The sequence below is a fragment of the Lysobacter helvus genome, assembly GCF_018406645.1.
Taxonomy (GTDB): domain Bacteria; phylum Pseudomonadota; class Gammaproteobacteria; order Xanthomonadales; family Xanthomonadaceae; genus Noviluteimonas; species Noviluteimonas caseinilytica.
On record NZ_AP024546.1, the window covers coordinates 3,065,997 to 3,084,459 of the forward strand.

An 18,463-nucleotide genomic window follows, 5' to 3' on the forward strand; every position below is an offset into this window, starting at 1 on the left:
ATTCAACAGGTCCAGTAGATCCGCTTCGCCAGGTCGATCACTTCGGGCCCGCCCGAACAGCCGCCGACTTCGGGGGCCTTCGCGTCGGCCGGCGTGTCGCCGATGATCCATTGCTGCGTTGCCGGATGCCACAGCAGCAGGCCTTCGTCGACGACGCCTTTTTCGAAGGCGCTCGACACCGATTCGTTGGTCACCACGATGTGGCCCTTGCGGATGCGCACGTGCATCGAAACGCTCGGCATGCTGGGCTGCTCGGCGAACCGGTGCGCGAACGTGTAATCACCATCCGCCAAGGGCTTCGGCGCCACCGGCTTCGCCGCGATCGCCACCGTGCAACACACTGACAGCGCGACGGGCAGCAGCCGTCGCGCCATCGAGGCCATGCGCTCAACGTCCCGCATGGACCTCGCCCTTCGGATTCGGGCGCACCGCGCGGTATTCGCGGATCGCCACGGTCGCCAGCGATACGCCCGTGATGAGCACGAGGAAGAACTTCGTCATCTCGTCGCTCGGCTTCGTCATGAAGATCGGGCCATCCAGCACCGCCCACGTCATCACCGCGCAGAGCAGCAACGTGCCGACGGTTTCGATGCGGCGCATGCGCGGCGTCCAGCGGCCCTGCACGATCACCACCAGGAACATCGGCACGTTGAGCAGCAGCAACAGCAGCAGCCACGGCGCCTGGCGATGGAGGAAGGTGTCGGTGTACGTCAGCGCCTGGTACGCCACCGGCGCGGCGTGGCCCCGCCAGACCACGTCGAGCAACCACGTCGGCTGCACCAGGATGTACAGGCCGCACAGGATGCCGACGATCGCGAGCACCAGCGAGGCGCGGCTGCCGGCGATGCGATCGCCCGCGCGCGGTTTCCACTCGCCCGTCTGCGGCCAGCGGCGACGCAGCCACGCCGACGACGCGAAGCCCAGCAGCAACATGCCCGGCCACCACAGCGAGAACACGACGGTCGCGCCCCACCACTGGCCGAGTGCGGTCCAGAATTCGCCGGCGGTGCCGATCGGCTGCTGCAGGCGCAGGAACAGGCCCACGCCCCAGATCACCGCCAGGCCGAGGAGCGTGGCGCGCGCGAACGCGTGCCCGTCGGCCGGATCGATGATCGTCAGCGTGGGCTGGTAACGCGCGGCGACATCCGCGGGGCGGCCATGTTCGCGCAGCATGCGGATCGCCATCTCGGCATCCGGCTCGCGCCCGGCATCGCCTGCGCGTTCCTGCAGTTCCTCGTTGAGCAGCGCGCGCAATTCGAACGCCACATCGTTGCGCTGCTTGCGCGGCAACTGCACGGCTACGTCGGTGACGTAGGACTCGATCACGTCGTTCGCATTCATCGATCAGCCCTCTTCCAGGAGTCGGTCCATGGCGGAGTTCATGCCCTGCCAGGATTCGGTGAGCTTCTTCAGCAACTTGCGGCCGTCGGCATTGAGCGCGTAGTAGCGCCGCGGCGGTCCGTCCTCGATCTTCCATTCGCTCTTCAGCAGGCCCTGCGTCTCGAGGCGGCGCAACAGCGGATACAGCGTGCCCTCCTCGATCGGCATGCCGCTTTCCGAGAGCGCCTGGCGCAGCTCGTAGCCATAGCGCGGGGCCCGCAGCTGCGAGAGCGTGGCAAGCACCACCACGCCGCGCCGCAGCTCGAGTTCCAGTTTTCCGAAGGTGTCGGGGGTGCCCATGGCGCGGCACAGTACTGTACGTCGCACAGTACGTCAACGGATTCGGCATCCCCCGGTCGGGGGAGCCGACGAGTGGCTATGGCCGCTGGGGCGAGCGCTCCACGCGGATACGCGTGAAATACTCGCGCGTGTGCAGGTCGGGCGTCTCCGATCCGGCTGGCCCGCCCGTGTAGATCCAGAACGTGTTTGCGTCGATGAAATTGAACGTCGTGACCTGCGTGCCGATGAACCGCGACTCGCTTCGCACGACCACCACGTGCGCGCCTGCGTGCAGCACCTCGTAGGGCTGCGGCTCGTCCATGGCGGCCATGGCGTACTGCTTGCCTTTCACCGACACCTGGAACGCGGGCATCACGGCGCGCATCGTGCGGTCGTCGAAGGCAAGGGTTTGGCGCCCGAGCAACTGGTCCAGGAATTCGATCGTCTCGGGCTTGAGCTTCGCGTTCGCGCGATTGAAGTCCATCGAACGCTGCCGGTCCGACACCCAGGTGCCACGGAGGCTGGCGACGTCCCCGGAGGCCGGTGCGCTCTGCGGGGCGCGCTCGCACCCCGACGTGGCAACGAACACCAGCATGGCAAGCCACGCCGTCCGGAAGGCTTGTGCAAAATCCCGCATCCCCGGTCACCCCTGTCCGCGCACCCCTGCGCGCCACGTACTCTAAGCCCATGACCCCCAATCCCGCCTACGTCGCCGCCATCCAGGCCAGCGTGCATGCCGCGCCCTATCCGGAATTGATCGGCTTGCAGATCGCCGAGCTCGAACTCGATCGCTGCCGCATCGACCTCGAACTCGCGCTGCGCCACATGCAACCGTTCGGCATCGTGCATGGCGGCGTGCTCGCGACGCTGATCGACACCGCGACGTTCTGGGCGGCCTTCATGCGCCTGCCCGAAGACGCGGGCCTGGTGAACGTGGACCTCAAGCTCAATTACCTGAAAGCGGTGACGCGCGGACACTTGCGCGCGGAAGGCCGCTGCCTGCGCGCGGGACGGCAGATCAGTTACACGGAAGCCGCCGTGTACGACGAAGCCAACGAACTCGTCGCGCACGGCACGTCGACGCTGATGGCGCTGCCGGGCAAGGGGCTGCAGGTCGGCGTGCCGAAGTTCCTGGACTGAACCGCGCGGCGGCTGCCAGGGTTATTTCACCGGCACCATCAGGTGCTGGTACGGCGTGCCGGCCCACATGACGTACGGCATCGCGGTGTCGGGCGACGCCTCGTGCGGATACATCGCATAGAACGACTGGTCGGCGCCGACGATCATCACGTGCGGTCCCGTTTCGACCCAGTGGTTCGCCTGCGTGGGCGCGGTCGCGTACGGATCGGTGTTGCTGGCGTCGGTCCCGCCCGAGAGCATGTACATCAAGCCGATCTTGCCCGTCGGCGGCGCCTGCTTGCCCATCCAGGCTTTCGCCCAGTCCATCGCGGCGCTGTCCAGGCACATCGGATCGGGGCCGGGCGTGGTCGGGTTGTCGGGCATGCACGTGAATCCGTTGTGGCCTTCGCGCAACGTGCGCATGGCGCCCTTGTCGTCGATCGCGACGATCGTCGCGTCGTGGGCGACCTTCGCGGGCGCGGCGGTCATGGCGCTTTCGATGCGCTTGGCATCGGACGCCGGCGCCGCGGCGGGTTTCATCTTTTCGGCGGCGGGCGCCTGCAGCACGAACAAGGCGAGCGCCGCGGCGAGCGGCGCGAAGCGGGACTGGCGGGTCATGGCGCACCTCGGCGTGTCGGGGGAACGCGCGGGCATGCAGCCCGGGCGATGCATCGAACGTCCGCGGGCGCGTCCGCCGGCCGCAACGTGCGCACCGACGATGGGTTAACCCGCGCGCGTGGCCGGGAGTACAGTGCGGCCACGCATTCCGGGGAGGGAATCGCCATGCAGCAGGCCGTCGTCCGTTCGCAGTTCGTCACCGCGGTGGCGTGGGTGTTCATCGTGCTGTCGGGCTTCGGCACGCTCATCGCGATCGGGCAGAACGTGATGATGCAGGTGATGTTCGCCACGCCGGAGATCCAGGGCGCGATGTCGCAGGCGGATACCGCGCCGGGTGCACCGCCATACGCGGGACTCCTGCTAGGCGGGACGCGCTACATCTTCCTGTTCGTGCTGCTGATGGCGGTGGGCACGCTGGCGGCGTCGATCGGACTGCTGCGCCGGAACAACATCGCGCGCGTGGCCTTCATCGTCTTCCTCGCGCTGGGCATCGCCTGGCAGGTGCTGGGGCTGGGCCTGCAGGTGCTGATGTATTCGCACATGCCCTTCCAGGACATGTCGGCGGAAGGCGGGCCCGACATGCGGTCGATGTTCCGGGTGATCTCTGCCTTCACCGCCGTGCTGGCGCTGGCGGTCGCCGTCGTGTTCGGCTGGCTCATCAAGCGGTTGCGTTCGCCGGCGGTCCGGGCGGAGTTCCACTGAACCCCGCGTCGCCCTCGCCTTCCCCCAGCACGAAATCCGCGGCGCGCTCCAGCGTCTCCAGCAGGCGCCATCGGTGCTGGCCGTACACGCCGAAGAAGATGGCGCGCGCGGCCACGTCGCCATGCACTTCACGCAAGGGCAGCAATCCCTGCGTGGCCGCATGGGCCTCCACCTGCATGCAGCCCAGCGCGATGCGATACGACAGGCGGCGCACTTCGCCCCAGTGGCCGTGCGCCGCGGCGTGTTCCATCGCCACCAGGTCCGTCATCGTGCTGCGGTAGAACGCGGCGATGACGCGCCGCAGGCTTTCGCGATGGTGCCCCAGGGCACGCGCGAGTTCGGCGAACTCGCGCGGCACGTCGCTGCAATGTTCCTCGGATGACACGTGGCTGGATGACTCCTCCGCGGGCTGCGCACGTTAGGCGCAGGCCCGCGTCGCGCGCGACTGTTCCTGCGGGCAGCCTGCCCGCGCGTGCATCAGTGGAAGGCGGTGAGGTCGCGCGGCACGATGCCGTGCTGCGTGCAGTACGCGGTGTAACGCTCCAGCGCGGTCTTCCAGTTCTCGATCGCGACCACGTTGTCCTGCTCGTCCAGGTACACCAGGTCGCCGGACACGATGTTGAGCGCGATCACTTCGCCCGCGGCATCGGACGCCTGCGGCGTGTGCGAGGAGGCTGCGGTTTCGTACACGATGCTGCCGGGCGTGGCGGTCCAGTCGTGTTCCTGGTACTTCCACTCGCCGGCGATGGTGTACACGATGACGGTGCCGGAGTGGTAATGGCGCGGCATCACGGTGCTGGCCGGCGCCTTGAGCATGGCGATGACTTCACCGCGGACCGGGTCGAGCTTGAAGTACTTGACCATCACCGTATCGCTGTAGGGCGCGAACGGGATCCACGGAAGCGAGGCGTCGTCGATGACCGCGGTTTCGATGCGGGCTGGAAGCATGGGGGTTTCCTCGATGGCGGAAGGGAAGCGCGGCCACTCTAGGCACCGCGCCCCTACGCCAACATGCGAAAACGCCCGATCCCGTCAGCGCCGCATCTCGAATCCCGCGTACACACCGCGGCCATCGCCGGGCAACACGTGGCGCCCGTCGACGCCGAACGCATTGGCGACCACGTTGGTGCCCGCCACCCAGCGCCGGTCGAAGACGTTGCGCACTTCGGCGAACCAGTGCCAGCGCGCGCCCGCTTCGCCACCGACGCGCAGGCCCCACACCGCCGCGCCCGGCGCCTGCAGCGTGTTGGCGTGGTCGATCCAGGTGCGATCGAACGCATCCACGTTCGCGGCCACGTAGAACGTCGCGACCGGCGAGAAGCGCACTTCCGAGCGCACCTGCTGGCGCGGCACGCCCGCGAGCGCGTTGTCGCCGAACACCGGGTCGCCGTCGAAACGGAAATCGTTGAACAGGTAATTCACGCTCAGGCGCCAGTGATCGGACCAGTCGCGCGACCCGCCCAGTTCGACGCCCTGGTGCACCGTGCGGTCGGCGTTGACGGTGCCGCGCGGATTGCCCAGCGCATCGTTGAGCGCGAGCAGTTCGCCGTCCAGGCGCGCGCGGTACACGGCCGCATCCAGCCACCACGTCGCGCGCTGCACGCGCGTGCCGAGTTCGGCGGTGACGCCGCGTTGCTTGTCCACCTGGGTCACGCCCGGCCCGCCGGTGAGTTCGCCGAAGCTCGGCGGCTCCAGGCTGCGGCTGATGTTGGCGAACACCTGCGCGCCGTCGTCGATGCGATAGCGCAGGCCAACCTTCGGGCTCACGCCCGAATACGTCACGTCGAAACTCTCGTCGCGCCCGCCGGTGATGAACAGGTCCCGCGAACGCCGCACCGAATGCAGCCCCTGCGCGCCCAGCGCGAGCGTCCAGCGCGCATCGAACGCGAACTGGTCCTCGATGTACGCCACGCTGTCGCGCGCATGCTGGTCGAACGTGTTGGTGCGCGCGCCATGCTGGCCGCCGACGTTGACGAAGCGATCGTCGTGCAGCGTGCCGTTGGCGACGCGCAGGCCCGCGACCAGCACGTTCGCGTGGCCGTTCCAGGTCGATTCGCCGCGCCAGCGCAGGTCGGCGCCGACGTCGCGCGAGTCCTGTTCCAGCACCTGGAAGATCGGATGGTGCAGGTCTTTGTCGGACACGAACACCGACAACACGAGCTGCCGGTGCGCATCCGGCGTCCACGCGAGCTTGCCCGCGAAGCGTTGGAGGACGAAGTCGCGACGCTGGTCCATCGCGACGTTGGCGGGTGCGGCCTGCGTCGGATCGTTGCGCCATTCGGCGAACGTGAGATTGCCCGGCAATTGCGATCGCGAGTCCACCTTCGTCGCATACAGGCGCCCGTCGAGCGTGTCGCTGAAGCGCAGGCCGGCGTTGCCGAAGAAGCGATAGGTCTCCTGCACCGCGTGTTCGCGGAACCCTTCCTGCGACATGCCGGTGAGGCTGGCGTAGCCATCGGCGCGATCGTGCGTGCCGGCGACCGCGACCTGCCCGCGCCGGTAATCGAACGCACCGGCTTCGCCACGCAGCGTCAGCGCGGGCGCATCGAAGCCGGTCGGCGACACGAAGTCCACCGCGCCGCCCAGCGTCGCCGCGCCGTATTCGAGCGCGTTCGCCCCGCGATGGATGCTGATGTAACGCGCGGACAACGGTTCGATCGCCTGGAAATCCACCGCGCCATCGGCGAGGTTGAGCGGCGTGCCGTCCTGCAGCAGCACCAGGCCGCGTCCGTGGAAGGTGCGCTGCAGCCCCGAGCCGCGGATCGAGATGCGCGCTTCCTCCGCGCCGAAGCGCGATTGCACGAACACGCCGGGCGCATAGCCCAGCGCGTCGGACAAGGTGCTGGCGCGACGATCGCGGTAACTCTCGCCATCGACGAGCGCCGTGCCGCCGGCCTTCTCGTCGAGGCGCTTGCGCGCGGTCTCGATGTCTTCGGTGGTGTTGACGGGGCGCACGCCCTCGACGCGGACCGGATCCAGGTCGACGGGCTGGCGGTGTTGCGGGCCGTCGTCCGCGACGGGCGCGGGCGTGACGGCATAGGCGCGCGGCATCAGCAGCGCGTGGAGGATGAGCAGGGACAGCGGCGCGAGCGACACGGCGCGCGAACGCGACGCGCCGCGGGGCGCGGCAACAGCGGATGGCATGGATTGGCTCCCGAACGCGAAAAACCATCGCACCCTGAATGCGGGGCGCGTGTGAAGGGCGTTGCGACTCAGGAGAGAACGGGCGGACCGCGGGAACCGAGGCCAGCCGGATGGCGGAACGGGAGCGCGACGGACCGGGATTGGACCGGCGGACCGACGGGCCCGAGCGAGGCCGGCACCACGGCGAGCACGGCCTGCGGCACCTGCAGCGATTGCAGCAGCGGGCAGTACGCGCAATCGCCCTGCCCCGCGTGGTCGGCCGGATGTCCCGGATGGCGTGCGGGATCGTGGGCCGGGTCGACGGCGACCTGCACCAGCCCCGCCACCGTGCACATCGCGGTCCAGGCCTGCGACGGCGTGGCCTCGGTGGCCTGCGCGATGCGCCCCAGCGTCGGCACCAGCGCAAGCGCCAGCGTCGCCGTCAGCGACAGCCGCAGGAACCAGCGTTGGAGGGCAGCGGTGCGCATTAAGCCGCGCATTCTAATGGAGTGCTTGCAGGCGCGACACGTCAGGGACGCGCGGGCGAACCGCCGGGCCGGCGCAAGCGCGACCGGTTGCTGCGCAGCGCCTTCACCGACTTCGGCACGTCGCCGCTGCGGTCGCGTTCGCGCGAGAACGCCACCACGCGATCGCGCCCGCGCGACTTGGCGAGGTAGCACATCTCGTCCGCGCGATAGAGCAACTCGTACGCCGTGAGCTTGCCGTCCGCGAATTCGAGCTGTCCGATGCTGGCGCCGATGCGGAAGATGTCGCCCTGCCAGTCGAACTGGTAGGCCGCGATCGCGCGACGCACCTTCTCCGCCACGAACGTCGCCTGCTCCGCCGTCACGTCTTCCAGCAGCACCGCGAACTCGTCGCCGCCCAGGCGTGCCAGCGCATCGCCTTCGCGCAACTGCGTGCGCAGCAGCTTCGCCAGCTGCCGCAGCAGTTCATCGCCCGCGGCGTGGCCGGCCGTGTCGTTCACCGGCTTGAAGTTGTCGAGGTCGAAGTACAGCAACGCGTGGCGCGACTGGAGTTCCTTCGCCGTCTGCACCGCGCGGCGCAGGCGCGATTCGAACGCGCGCCGGTTCGGCAGGCCCGTCAGCGGATCGTGGTGCGCCTGGTGCTTCAGCTCGTCGGTGAGGCGCTTGGCCGCGGTGACGTTGCGGAAGGTGATCACCGAACCGAGCGAATGACGCATGTCGTCGACGATGCTCGCCACCGTGCCGTCCACCAGCACCACGTGGCCATCGCGGCGACGCAGCGACGTGAAATGCCAGGTCGAATCCGGCGACAGCGGATCGATGCCGTTGCCCGCTTCATCGACGAAGCGCACCACGTCGCCGAGCGGCCGGCCGATCGATTCCTGTTCGGTCCATCCGGTGAGGTGCGCGGCGACGGGATTGAGCAGCGACACCTGCCCCTCCAGGTCCACGATCACCACCGCGTCCGAAATCGCGCGCAGTGCCGCGTCGCCGAACCGGCTCTGCTGCCGACATGCGTTCAGTTCGCGCCGGGCCTGTGCCAGCGCCTCGTCCGCCGCGGGGGGCGGTGTCTCCTGCTGCTCGTCCACGGATCTCGGGGGAAAGAACCTTACGGGTTGCACAGCCTAAATTTGGCTTTGCATACAGGGGGTGACGTTCCCCCGGGCCGGGCGGCGATCGCGTTGGCTGAATGGCGCGGCATGACGATTGGTCCATGCGTTCCCCCGCGGCCCGCGGGGTATGGTGGCGCTCCTTCCGACCCGGACGAGTCCCGACCCATGCAGCAACGCACTGGCTGGATCCTCACCACCGCGCTGGTTTCGGCGTGCACCCTTGCGGCCTGCAAGCCGCAGCCCGCCGCCACCACCACGCCCGAAGCGAAGACGCCCCCGGCGACCGCGTCCACCGCCGCGCCCACCATCGGCATCGACCTGGCCGGCATCGACAAGGGCGTCAAGCCCGGCGACGACTTCGACGAATACGCCAACGGCGCATGGCGCAAGACCGCCGAGATCCCGGCCGATCGCGCGAGCACCGGCACGTTCCTCGTCGTGTTCGAGAAGGCCGAAAAGCGTAACGCCGAAATCATCCAGAACGCCGGCAAGGACAATCCCGCCGCCGGCACGCCGGCGCGCAAGATCGCCGACTACTACGCCGCCTACATGGACGAAGGCGCCATCGAGAAGCGCGGCCTCGCCGCCATCGATGCGGACCTGAAGGCCATCGACGCCATCGCCGACAAGACGGCGCTGTCGAAGGCGCTCGGCGAACAGGTGCGCGCGGACGTCGATCCGCTCAACTCCACCAACTTCGACACCGAACACCTGTTCGGCGTGTTCGTCTCGCAAGGCCTGAAGGATCCCGCGCACAACGTCGCCACCCTGCTGCAGGGCGGCCTGGGCATGCCGAACCGCGACTATTACATCGGCGCCGGCAAGGAAATGGCCGATGCGCGCACCAAGTACCAGGCCTACGTGACCAAGCTGCTCGAACTCTCGGGCACGCCGGACGCCGCCGCCAAGGCGAAGGCCGTGTACGACCTGGAGATGAAGATCGCCAAGGCGCACGCCAGCGTGATCGAAAGCAACGACATCCACGCCATCCCCGATGCGTGGCCGGTGGCCGACTGGACCAAGCAGGCCCCGGGCATCGACTGGCCGGCGTTCTTCGAAGGCGCGAGCCTCTCCGGCCAGTCCTCGGCCGTGGCGTGGCAGGCGGCGGCGATCAAGAAGCTGTCCGCGCTCGTCGCGTCCGAACCGCTCGACACATGGAAGGCGTGGCTGCGCTTCCATGAGATCAACCACGGCGCCGGCCTGTTGCCGAAGGCCTACGCCGATGCGGCGTTCGACTTCTACGGCACCACGCTCAGCGGCACGCCGAAGCAGCAGGACCGCTGGAAGCGCGCGATCGGCGCGACCAACAACGACCTCGGCGACGCGGTGGGCAAGCTGTACGTCGATCGCTTCTTCCCGGCCTCGTCGAAGGCGAAGGTCGAGGAAATGGTGTCGAACATCGTGGCCTCGTTCGACGAACGCCTCGCGAAGCTCGACTGGATGACGCCGGCGACGAAGGACAAGGCGCGCGCGAAGGTGAAGGCCATGCGCGTGTCGGTGGGCTATCCGGACACGTGGCGCGATTACGGTTCGCTGGAGATCCGCCCCGACGACGCGCTGGGCAACCGCATGCGCGCCGAGAAGTTCGAATACCAGCACCAGCTCGCCAAGCTCGGCGCACCGATCGACCGCGGCGAGTGGTGGATGACGCCGCAGACGGTCAACGCGGTGAACCTGCCGCTGCAGAACGCGCTGAACTTCCCCGCCGCGATCCTCGAAGCGCCGTTCTTCGATCCCAACGCCGACGCCGCCGCCAACTACGGCTCGATCGGTGCGGTGATCGGCCACGAAATCAGCCACAGCTTCGACAACACCGGCGCCGAGTTCGACGCCGACGGTGCGTTGCGCAACTGGTGGACGAAGGAAGACATGGCGCACTTCAAGGCCGCCGCCGATCGCCTCGTGAAGCAGTACGACGCGTACGAACCGCTGCCGGGCCTGCACCTGAAGGGCGCGCAGGTGCTGGGCGAGAACATCGCGGACGTGGCCGGCCTCAACGCGGCGCACATGGCGTACGTGAAGTCGCTCGGTGGCAAGCCGGCGCCGGTGATCGATGGCCTCACGGGCGACCAGCGCTTCTTCCTGGCGTTCGCGCAGGCATGGCGCGGCAAGACGCGCGATGCGGCGCTGCGTGCGCAGATCATCGGCGACGGCCATGCGCCGGGCCGCTATCGCGCGCAGACGGTGCGCAACATCGATGCGTGGTACGACGCGTTCGGTGCGAAGGCCGGCGAAGCGCTGTACCTCAAGCCCGAGGATCGCGTGCAGGTCTACTGAGTACTGCGCAAGCGTGACAAGCGACGGGCCGCGCAAGCGGCCCGTTTCCTTTGTGTTGAATGTTGGTCGCTGGTGAGCGTCGTTCTCCCTGACATGCCGCGTTGACTCGGCAACAACATCCCGTGGCGTACAGGTGGGATGCGCTGAACAGGGGTATCAGGGGGCTCATGGATCGACAGGTCGCGCAGAACGCGAAAGACCGACAACGCCAGCGCGGCGTGCTGCTCGCGGGCCTCGTGCTCGGGGTCGCGCTGGTCGCGGGCCTCGCGCTCCTGGCCTGGCAACAGAACCTGCGCGCGCAAGGCACGCAAGCCTTCGCCGATCGCACCGCGACGCTCCTGCAGGGCGCGCTCTCGCTCGAAGCCGCCAGCGGCGCGATGGAAGCGCACCACCGCGGCTATCTCATCACCGGACAGCAACGCTTCGTCGACCGCCGCGAGCGCGCCTTCGCCGATGGCATGCACGTGGCCGCCACGCTGCTGCGCGCCGTGGAAGGCGATCCGGTCCAGCATCGCCGCGCACGCGACGCGCGGCTGGCCCTGATGCAACGCCACGCCTTCATGCTGCAGGCGGCCGCGCACGTCGAGAACGAAGGGCTCGCCGCGGCGCGGGCGCGTTTCAGCGGGCTCGGTGTCGGGTCGTACGACTGGATGCTCGGCGAACTCGGCGCGCTGCGCGCGGATGCCGAAACCCGGCTGCTCGAACGCACGCGGCACGCCGCGACCAGCGCGCGCCGCTTCGAACGCACGCTCCTGCTCGGCACGCTGGCCGCGCTCTCGCTGCTGGTCATCACCTCATGGCTGCTGTGGCGGCAGTTGCAACGCAACATGCGCATCCGCGCGCAGCACGAACGCGCCCTCGTGCTGCAGAACGCGATCCTCGACGTCGCGGGCTACATGATCATCGCCGCCGACGAAACCGGCCGCACGCTGTTGTTCAACCGCGCGGCGGCCGATGCGCTGGGCTACGCGCCCGACGCCGTCATCGGCCAGCCGGTGCCGGCGATCCACGATCCGGACGAACTGCGCGTACGCGCGGGCGCCCTCGGGATGGACGTGCCCGCGGACGGCCCGCTCTCGTTCGACACCACCGTCGCCCTGGTGCACAACCACGGCGAGGAAGCCGCGTGGACCTACATCGCGCGCGACGGCCAGCGCTTCCCGGTGCTGCTCACCGTCAACGAACTGCGCGATGCCGACGGCACGCGGGTCGGCTTCGTCGGCATGGCCCGCGACATCACGCAACGCCGCGCGGCGGAACAGGCCATCCTCGAACTCAACCAGCAGCTCACGCAGAACGCCGACACGCTGGCGCGCACAAACCGCGAACTGGAAGCCTTCAGCTACACGGTCTCGCACGACCTGCGCGCCCCGCTCCGCCACATCGATGGCTACGCGCGGATGCTGCGCGAGGATGCCGAGGCAGTGCTGGATCCGGAAATGCGGCGCTACCTCGATGCGATCAGCGACGGCGCACGCCACATGGGCTCGCTGATCGACGACCTGCTCGCGTTCTCGCGCCTGGGCCGCAAGCCGCTGGAATGCACGCACGTCGACATGCGCGACCTCGCGCGCCATGCGCTCGTCGAAGCCGGCGGCCTGCATTCGCCGGCCGAGGTCGACATCGGCCCCCTGCCCGACGCCTACGCCGATCCGGTGCTGCTGCGCCAGGTGTGGGTGAACCTGCTGTCGAACGCGCTGAAGTACAGCGGCCCGCGCGGCCATGATGCGCGCGTGGCCGTGGCCGGCGAACGCATCGGCGACCGCGTGCGCTACACCGTGCGCGACAACGGCGTGGGCTTCGACATGCGCTATGCCGACAAGTTGTTCGGCGTGTTCCAGCGCCTGCATCCGCAGGACGAATTCGAAGGCACCGGCGTGGGCCTGGCGATCGTGGAGCGCATCCTCGCGCGCCACGGCGGCCACGTCTCCGCCGACGCGAGCCCGGGCCACGGCGCGGCATTCACCATCGAACTGCCCGCCGAAGAGGAACCCGCATGACCCTGCGCCAGGTCGAGATCCTGCTGGTCGAAGACTCCACCGCCGATGCGGAGATGACGATGCGCACGCTCAAGCGGCGCGGCATCGCCAACCACGTGGTGTGGGTGCGCGACGGCGTGGAAGCGCTGGAGTACCTGTTCCGCGAAGGCGAGCACGCCGGCCGCGACACCGGCGATCCGAAGCTGGTGCTGCTGGACATCAAGATGCCGCGCATGGACGGCCTGCAGGTGCTGGAGAAACTCAAGAAGGACACGCGCACGCAGCGCATCCCGGTGGTGATGATGACGTCCTCGCGCGAGGAGTTCGACCTGCTGGCCAGCTACACGCTCGGCGTGAACAGCTACGTGGTCAAGCCGGTGGACTTCGATGCGTTCGCCACGGTCGTGGCGCAGGTGGGCATGTACTGGATGCTCGCCAACGAGGTGCCGGACTGATGGATTACCGGACCACGCCCCTGTACGTGCTGATGGTGGAGGACTCGCCGGCCGACGCCGAGCTGATCCTGCGCGCCATGCGCGAGCTGGGCGCGCCGGTCGAACACCAGCGCGTGAGCAGCGAAGCGTCGTTGCGCGCGGCGCTGCACGCGCGCCTGCCGGACATCATCCTCAGCGACTTCGCGATGCCCGGCTTCGGCGGCCAGGACGCGTTGCGCATCGCGCAGGAACTGGCGCCCGACATCCCGTTCCTGTTCGTGTCCGGCACCATCGGCGAAGAACTGGCGATCGAAGCGCTGCAACGCGGCGCCGACGACTACGTACTGAAGGACAACCTGCGCCGCCTGCCCTCGGCGATGGAACGCGCCCTGCGCGCCGCGCGGCAACGCAGCGACCGCGAAGGCATGGCGGTCGCGTTGCAGGAAAGCGAAGAGCGCTTCCGCAGCATCGTGGAATCGAGCCTCGACTGGATCTGGGAGATCGACGCCAACGGGCGCATCGTCTACACCAACGACGCCGTGCGCGACATGCTCGGCTACGCGCCGCAGGACCTCATCGGACGCAGCATGCTGGACCTGCTGGCCCGCGACACCCGCGCCGCGGTGGAAGCCCTGATCCCGCATTACCGTACCGGCGCCAATCGCTGGCGCCGTCGCACGCTGAAGTTCTGCCACAAGGACGGCGGCGTGCGCACGATCATCAGCAACGCGCGTTCCATCCACGATGCACAGGGCCACGTCACCGGTTTCCGCGGCGCGCACCACGACGACACCGAGCGCCGCGCGCAGGACGCCCGGATCCGCCAGCTCGTGCGCATCCATACCGTGCTCAGCGCATTCGGCACGCAGGTGCTGCGCGCGTCGCACCGGCAGGAAGTGCTCGACTGCGCGTGCGCGATCACCGTCGGCCAGGGCGGGTTCCAGGCCGCGGTGGTCGGCAAGCTGGTGGCGAAGGACGTGGTGTCCTTCGTCGCCAAGTGCGGCGACCCGGCGGTACTCGCGCCGATCGTGCGCGGGGATCTCGTCGCGATCGATGCCAGCAGCCGTTACCACGCCTTCCCGGGGGCCGTTGCGATGCGCGAGCGCCGCATGGTGGTGGTGCCCGATTTCCAGGCGGACGAGGTGAACCCCGCACTGCGCGCGATGATGGGGCCGACCGGTGCGCGCTCGGAGATCGCCTTGCCGCTCGGCACGGACCCGTGGGGCTTCCTGGTGCTGATCTCCGAGACCGTGCATCGCAATGACGCGGAAGAAATCGAATTGCTGCAACGCCTGGCCGGCGACATCGCGCATGCCTGCGATTTCCTCGAGCAGAGCGAGCGCCTGGAATTCCTCGCCTACCACAACCCCGTCACCGGCCTGCCGAATCGCGCCGAGTTCCGCGCGCGCCTGCTGCCCGCGATGCTGCGCGCGCACGCCCACGTGGCGGTCGCGGTGCTCGACGTCGAAGGCTTCGGCCGCGTCAACGATTCGCGCGGGCGCCAGTACGGCGATCAATTGCTGCGACAGGTGGGCGAAGCGCTGGCGGGCGTGGCGCCGAACGCGGTTGTCGCGCACCCGGAGTCGGATGATTTCGTCGTGGCCTGGCCCGTGGACACGCAGGATCCGGATGTCGTGGCCGCGCAGCTCGACCTGTTCCTGCAAGCGTTCGGGCAGCAACCGTTCGTGGTCGACGATGAAACCGTGTTCGTCGGCCTGTGGTCGGGCCTGGCGCTCGCGCCAGCGCATGGCGACGACGGCGAACACCTCGAACGCAACGCCCTCGCCGCGCTGGCCGACGGCAAGAAGCGGCGCCAGCGCGTGCTCGCCTTCACCGATGCGATGCGCGGGCGCGCGACGCGGCGCCTCACGCTGGAACGCGACCTGCGCCACGCGATCGAAGCCGGCGAGTTCGTCCTGCATTACCAGCCGAAATTCCACGCCGGCACGCAACGCCTGCTCGGCGCCGAAGCGTTGCTGCGCTGGCAGCACGGCGACACGCTCGTGCCGCCGTCGGAGTTCATCCCCGTGCTGGAGGAAACCGGCCTCATCGTGCCGGTCGGCCGCTGGGTGGCGCACCACGCGCTGGAAACCGCGCTGCGCTGGCGCGCGCTCCACCATCCGAGCATCCGCATCGCGGTGAATCTGTCCGCACGCGAGTTGCGCAGCGCGGATTTCGTCGAGGCCTATACCGCGATCCTCGGCCCGCATGCCGGCGACCAACCGATCGACATCGAGGTGACCGAGAGTTTGCTGATGGACGACGTCGACCACAGCACGCACCTGCTCGACAGCCTGCGCGAACTCGGCTGCCGCGTGGCCATCGACGACTTCGGCACCGGCTATTCCTCGCTCAACTACCTGGCGCGCCTGCCGGCCGACGAGATCAAGATCGACCAGTCCTTCATCGCGCTGCTCGCGCATTCGCCCGAGACGATGGGCCTGGTCACCAACATCATCACCCTCGCCCACTCGCTGTCGCTGCAGGTGGTCGCCGAAGGCGTGGAAGAGGAAGAACAGGCGAAGCTGCTGCGCCTGCTGCGCTGCGACGCGGTGCAGGGATTCCTGTTCGGGAAGCCGATGTCGGCCAAGGACTTCGGGGCGCGGTTCTTCAATTAGCGCGCCAAAAAAAACGGGGCCGCCGAAGCGACCCCGTTCGTGCTCGCGTTGGACTGCGATCGATCAGCCGCCCTGGACCTGCTGCGCTTCGACCGGGACCAGCGTGATTTCCACGCGGCGGTTCTGCGCACGGCCCGACTCGGTGTCGTTGCTGGCGATCGGACGCGACTCGCCGGCGCCGACGGTGATCATGCGCTGCTGCATCACGCCGTGGCCGCCCAGGTACGCGGCGACGGAATTGGCGCGACGCTGCGACAGGCCCTGGTTGTAGGCATCGGTGCCGACGCTGTCGGTGTGGCCGGCGATCTCCACGACGGTCTGGTTGTACTGCACCAGCGTCTGCGCGACGTTGTCGAGCACCGGCTGGAACTGCGGCTGCACGCTCGCGCTGTCGAAACCGAAGGTGATGCCGCTCGGCATGTTCAGCGTGATGTTGTCGCCCTGGCGCACGACTTCCACGCCCGTGCCCTGCATCTTGCGGCGCAGCTCGGCTTCCTGGCGATCCTGGTAGGCGCCGATCGAACCACCGGCGAGCGCACCGACGCCCACGCCCACGAGCGCGCGCTGGCGGCGTTCGACGGCGTCGCCGCCGCTGAGCAGGCCGGCCGCGGCGCCGATGGCGGCACCGATCAACGCGCCACGCTGGGTGCGGTTCGGGTCGTCGGGGGCGTTGGTCTGGCCGGTGTAGGTGGCGCAACCGGAGACGGTGAGCGCGAGGCCCGCTGCAACGACGCCGGCGATCATCGAATACTTCATGGATACAACTCCTTGTTGGGGGATCCGCAAGACACATCTGAATGCGGGGGCCAAGCTAAGCAGTTGTGTGTCGCCGTTGGGTGATTGGCGTATTCAGCGTTCAAGATCGAGTCATGCAGGAAACGCGCTCTTACGGCATCAACGCGTCCGCGGCGACGCTGTCCAGGTCGTGGTCCCAGTCGCCCATCAGCGCGAGGTACAGCAGCTTTTCGAACTCCGGCCCGAAGCGGCGGATCACCGCGTCCGGATCCGGCACCAGCTTCGCGTCGCCGATCAGGCCGAAATGCACGCGGCCGTTGTAGCTGAGGATCGAGATGCCCACGCCGATCGAGCCGGTCTGCGGCACCCAGAACATCATTTCGCGCACCATGCAGCCCGCCATGTACAGCGGTTGCTGCGGGCCCGGCACGTTTGTCGCGACCGCCGTGGCCTTGCGGCTCAGCAACTCCAGCGCGATCGATTGCACCGCCGGCGGCGCGATGCCCAGCGCGGCCAGCAAACCGAAGGCGACGATCGCCTGCCGCGAATGCTTCAACTGGTGCATGCATTCGCCGACGAACTCCAGGCGCCGGATCGGATTGGATTCGCCCACCGGCAGGTCGAGGAACACCAGGCCGAAATGGTTGCCGAGTTTCTTCGCGTGTTCGAGCGGTCGCAGGTTGACGGGCACGGTCGCGCGCAGCGTCACGCCGTCGAGGTCCGCGCCGCGTTCGAGCATGTACCCGCGCAGCGCGCCGGCGGCCGCGGCCATCAGCACGTCGTTGACCGTGCAGCCGCATGCGCGGCCGACGGCTTTCACTTCTTCGAGGTCCAGCGGCTCGGCCCACGCCACGCGCTTGCTGACGCCGAGGTCGCCGCGCAGCAGCGACGGCGGATCATCGGGCAACGCGAGCGCCTGCAGCAGCTCGCGCGCGATCTCGCCGCCTTCCTTCGCCAGCATGCCGGCGAGCGTGGGATCGCGGTACATCGCCATGCCCTGCTCGAGCACCTTGCCGCCGAGTTTCATCGCGCGTTGCGCGGCGCCGACGCGTTGCGCGACGGGCGCGGCCTGTTCCTTCAGCCACGCCTTGTCGAGGTCGCTGCCCTTCACCGGCGTGGGCGAGGTATCGGTGAGCGACAGCAGCACCTGCACGAGCGCGATGCCGTCGGCGTAGCTGTGGTGGATGCGCGCGATGAGCGCCGACCCGCCTTCGTATTTTTCGACGAGGTGGAATTGCCACAACGGCTTGCCCGGATCCAGCGGGCTGGAGGCAAGCTGGCTCACGTAGCGTTCGAGCGCGCGCTTGTCGCCCTTGCCGGGCAGCGCGGCGAGTTGCACGTGCCAATCGAGGTCGAAGTGTTCGTCGTCCTGCCAGTACGCGCCCGCGGGCGTGTCGACGGGCTTCTGGCGGAAGCGCGCGTAATCCAGGAACCGTTGCTTGACGACCTGCTTCAGCGCCTTGAGCGACATCGCCGATTCGAACATCAGCACGCCGGTGATCATCATCGGGTTGGTGCCGCGCTCCATGCGCAGCCAGGCGGTATCGACCCGCGACATCGGTTCGCGCGTGGCGCGCCTGCGTGCCTTCTTCGCCATCGATG

The 18,463-nt window shown here is 68.6% G+C and carries 18 protein-coding genes; 6 read left to right on the plus strand and 12 right to left on the minus strand.

What is annotated here, in order from left to right:
- Positions 1–2: 2 nt before the first annotated feature.
- The 4 genes from LYSHEL_RS14975 to LYSHEL_RS14990 all read right to left on the minus strand — a co-directional run bounded on the left by LYSHEL_RS14975 (position 3) and on the right by LYSHEL_RS14990 (position 2,254).
- The gene (locus tag LYSHEL_RS14975) at positions 3–401 is read right to left on the minus strand and encodes a hypothetical protein (protein WP_213434844.1); all 399 of its coding nucleotides are present in this window, start codon (positions 399–401) and stop codon (positions 3–5) included.
- On the minus strand, positions 388–1,341 hold the full coding sequence (locus tag LYSHEL_RS14980) for a hypothetical protein (RefSeq protein ID WP_213434845.1): 954 nt from the start codon (positions 1,339–1,341) through the stop codon (positions 388–390). Before LYSHEL_RS14980 ends, LYSHEL_RS14975 begins: the two co-directional genes overlap by 14 nt.
- A gap of 3 nt (positions 1,342–1,344) precedes the next feature.
- The gene (locus tag LYSHEL_RS14985) at positions 1,345–1,680 is read right to left on the minus strand and encodes a PadR family transcriptional regulator (RefSeq protein WP_213434846.1); all 336 of its coding nucleotides are present in this window, start codon (positions 1,678–1,680) and stop codon (positions 1,345–1,347) included.
- A gap of 76 nt (positions 1,681–1,756) precedes the next feature.
- Positions 1,757–2,254, minus strand: coding sequence for a hypothetical protein (locus tag LYSHEL_RS14990; protein ID WP_213434847.1), 498 nt, complete (start codon positions 2,252–2,254; stop codon positions 1,757–1,759).
- Between the two features lie 92 nt (positions 2,255–2,346).
- Between LYSHEL_RS14990 and LYSHEL_RS14995 the strand changes: the two genes are divergently transcribed.
- On the plus strand, positions 2,347–2,799 hold the full coding sequence (locus LYSHEL_RS14995; protein WP_213434848.1) for a PaaI family thioesterase: 453 nt from the start codon (positions 2,347–2,349) through the stop codon (positions 2,797–2,799).
- 21 nt (positions 2,800–2,820) lie between these two features.
- Here the strand turns inward: LYSHEL_RS14995 and LYSHEL_RS15000 are convergent, their stop codons facing one another.
- Positions 2,821–3,396, minus strand: coding sequence for a hypothetical protein (locus tag LYSHEL_RS15000; RefSeq protein WP_213434849.1), 576 nt, complete (start codon positions 3,394–3,396; stop codon positions 2,821–2,823).
- A 165-nt stretch (positions 3,397–3,561) separates the two neighbouring features.
- On the opposite strand from LYSHEL_RS15000, the gene LYSHEL_RS15005 reads away from it, so the two are divergent.
- Positions 3,562–4,098: a hypothetical protein gene (locus tag LYSHEL_RS15005; RefSeq protein ID WP_213434850.1), complete on the plus strand. Its 537-nt coding sequence runs from the start codon at positions 3,562–3,564 to the stop codon at positions 4,096–4,098.
- Here LYSHEL_RS15005 and LYSHEL_RS15010 read toward each other — a convergent pair.
- From LYSHEL_RS15010 to LYSHEL_RS15030, 5 genes are all read right to left on the minus strand, one after another.
- A complete protein-coding gene (locus LYSHEL_RS15010; RefSeq protein ID WP_213434851.1) occupies positions 4,055–4,483 on the minus strand; it encodes a hypothetical protein in 429 nt (142 codons plus the stop codon). The two genes, LYSHEL_RS15005 and LYSHEL_RS15010, sit on opposite strands and share 44 nt — an antisense overlap.
- 92 nt (positions 4,484–4,575) lie before the next feature.
- Positions 4,576–5,046: a 2,4'-dihydroxyacetophenone dioxygenase family protein gene (locus tag LYSHEL_RS15015; RefSeq protein ID WP_213434852.1), complete on the minus strand. Its 471-nt coding sequence runs from the start codon at positions 5,044–5,046 to the stop codon at positions 4,576–4,578.
- An 84-nt stretch (positions 5,047–5,130) separates the two neighbouring features.
- Positions 5,131–7,242 carry a TonB-dependent receptor family protein gene (locus LYSHEL_RS15020; protein WP_213434853.1) on the minus strand — a complete coding sequence of 704 codons (2,112 nt, stop codon included), beginning with the start codon at positions 7,240–7,242 and terminating at the stop codon, positions 5,131–5,133.
- Between the two features lie 68 nt (positions 7,243–7,310).
- Positions 7,311–7,709, minus strand: coding sequence for a DUF2946 family protein (locus tag LYSHEL_RS15025; protein ID WP_213434854.1), 399 nt, complete (start codon positions 7,707–7,709; stop codon positions 7,311–7,313).
- Between the two features lie 41 nt (positions 7,710–7,750).
- Positions 7,751–8,794: a diguanylate cyclase domain-containing protein gene (locus LYSHEL_RS15030; protein ID WP_213434855.1), complete on the minus strand. Its 1,044-nt coding sequence runs from the start codon at positions 8,792–8,794 to the stop codon at positions 7,751–7,753.
- Between the two features lie 189 nt (positions 8,795–8,983).
- Between LYSHEL_RS15030 and LYSHEL_RS15035 the strand changes: the two genes are divergently transcribed.
- From LYSHEL_RS15035 to LYSHEL_RS15050, 4 genes are all read left to right on the plus strand, one after another.
- Entirely contained in the window at positions 8,984–11,095 is a 2,112-nt protein-coding gene (locus LYSHEL_RS15035) for a M13 family metallopeptidase (protein ID WP_213434856.1), read from the plus strand.
- Between the two features lie 167 nt (positions 11,096–11,262).
- A complete protein-coding gene (locus LYSHEL_RS15040) occupies positions 11,263–13,095 on the plus strand; it encodes a sensor histidine kinase (protein WP_213434857.1) in 1,833 nt (610 codons plus the stop codon).
- The gene (locus LYSHEL_RS15045) at positions 13,092–13,529 is read left to right on the plus strand and encodes a response regulator (protein WP_213434858.1); all 438 of its coding nucleotides are present in this window, start codon (positions 13,092–13,094) and stop codon (positions 13,527–13,529) included. The genes LYSHEL_RS15040 and LYSHEL_RS15045 overlap by 4 nt, the downstream gene beginning before the upstream one ends.
- Positions 13,529–16,126, plus strand: a complete 2,598-nt coding sequence (locus LYSHEL_RS15050) for an EAL domain-containing protein (protein WP_213434859.1) — start codon at positions 13,529–13,531, stop codon at positions 16,124–16,126. Before LYSHEL_RS15045 ends, LYSHEL_RS15050 begins: the two co-directional genes overlap by 1 nt.
- 63 nt (positions 16,127–16,189) lie before the next feature.
- Here the strand turns inward: LYSHEL_RS15050 and LYSHEL_RS15055 are convergent, their stop codons facing one another.
- Both LYSHEL_RS15055 and LYSHEL_RS15060 read right to left on the minus strand, forming a co-directional pair.
- Entirely contained in the window at positions 16,190–16,882 is a 693-nt protein-coding gene (locus tag LYSHEL_RS15055) for a YiaD family glycine zipper/OmpA-like lipoprotein (RefSeq protein ID WP_213434860.1), read from the minus strand.
- Between the two features lie 130 nt (positions 16,883–17,012).
- Entirely contained in the window at positions 17,013–18,458 is a 1,446-nt protein-coding gene (locus tag LYSHEL_RS15060) for a WS/DGAT/MGAT family O-acyltransferase (RefSeq protein ID WP_213434861.1), read from the minus strand.
- Positions 18,459–18,463: the final 5 nt, after the last annotated feature.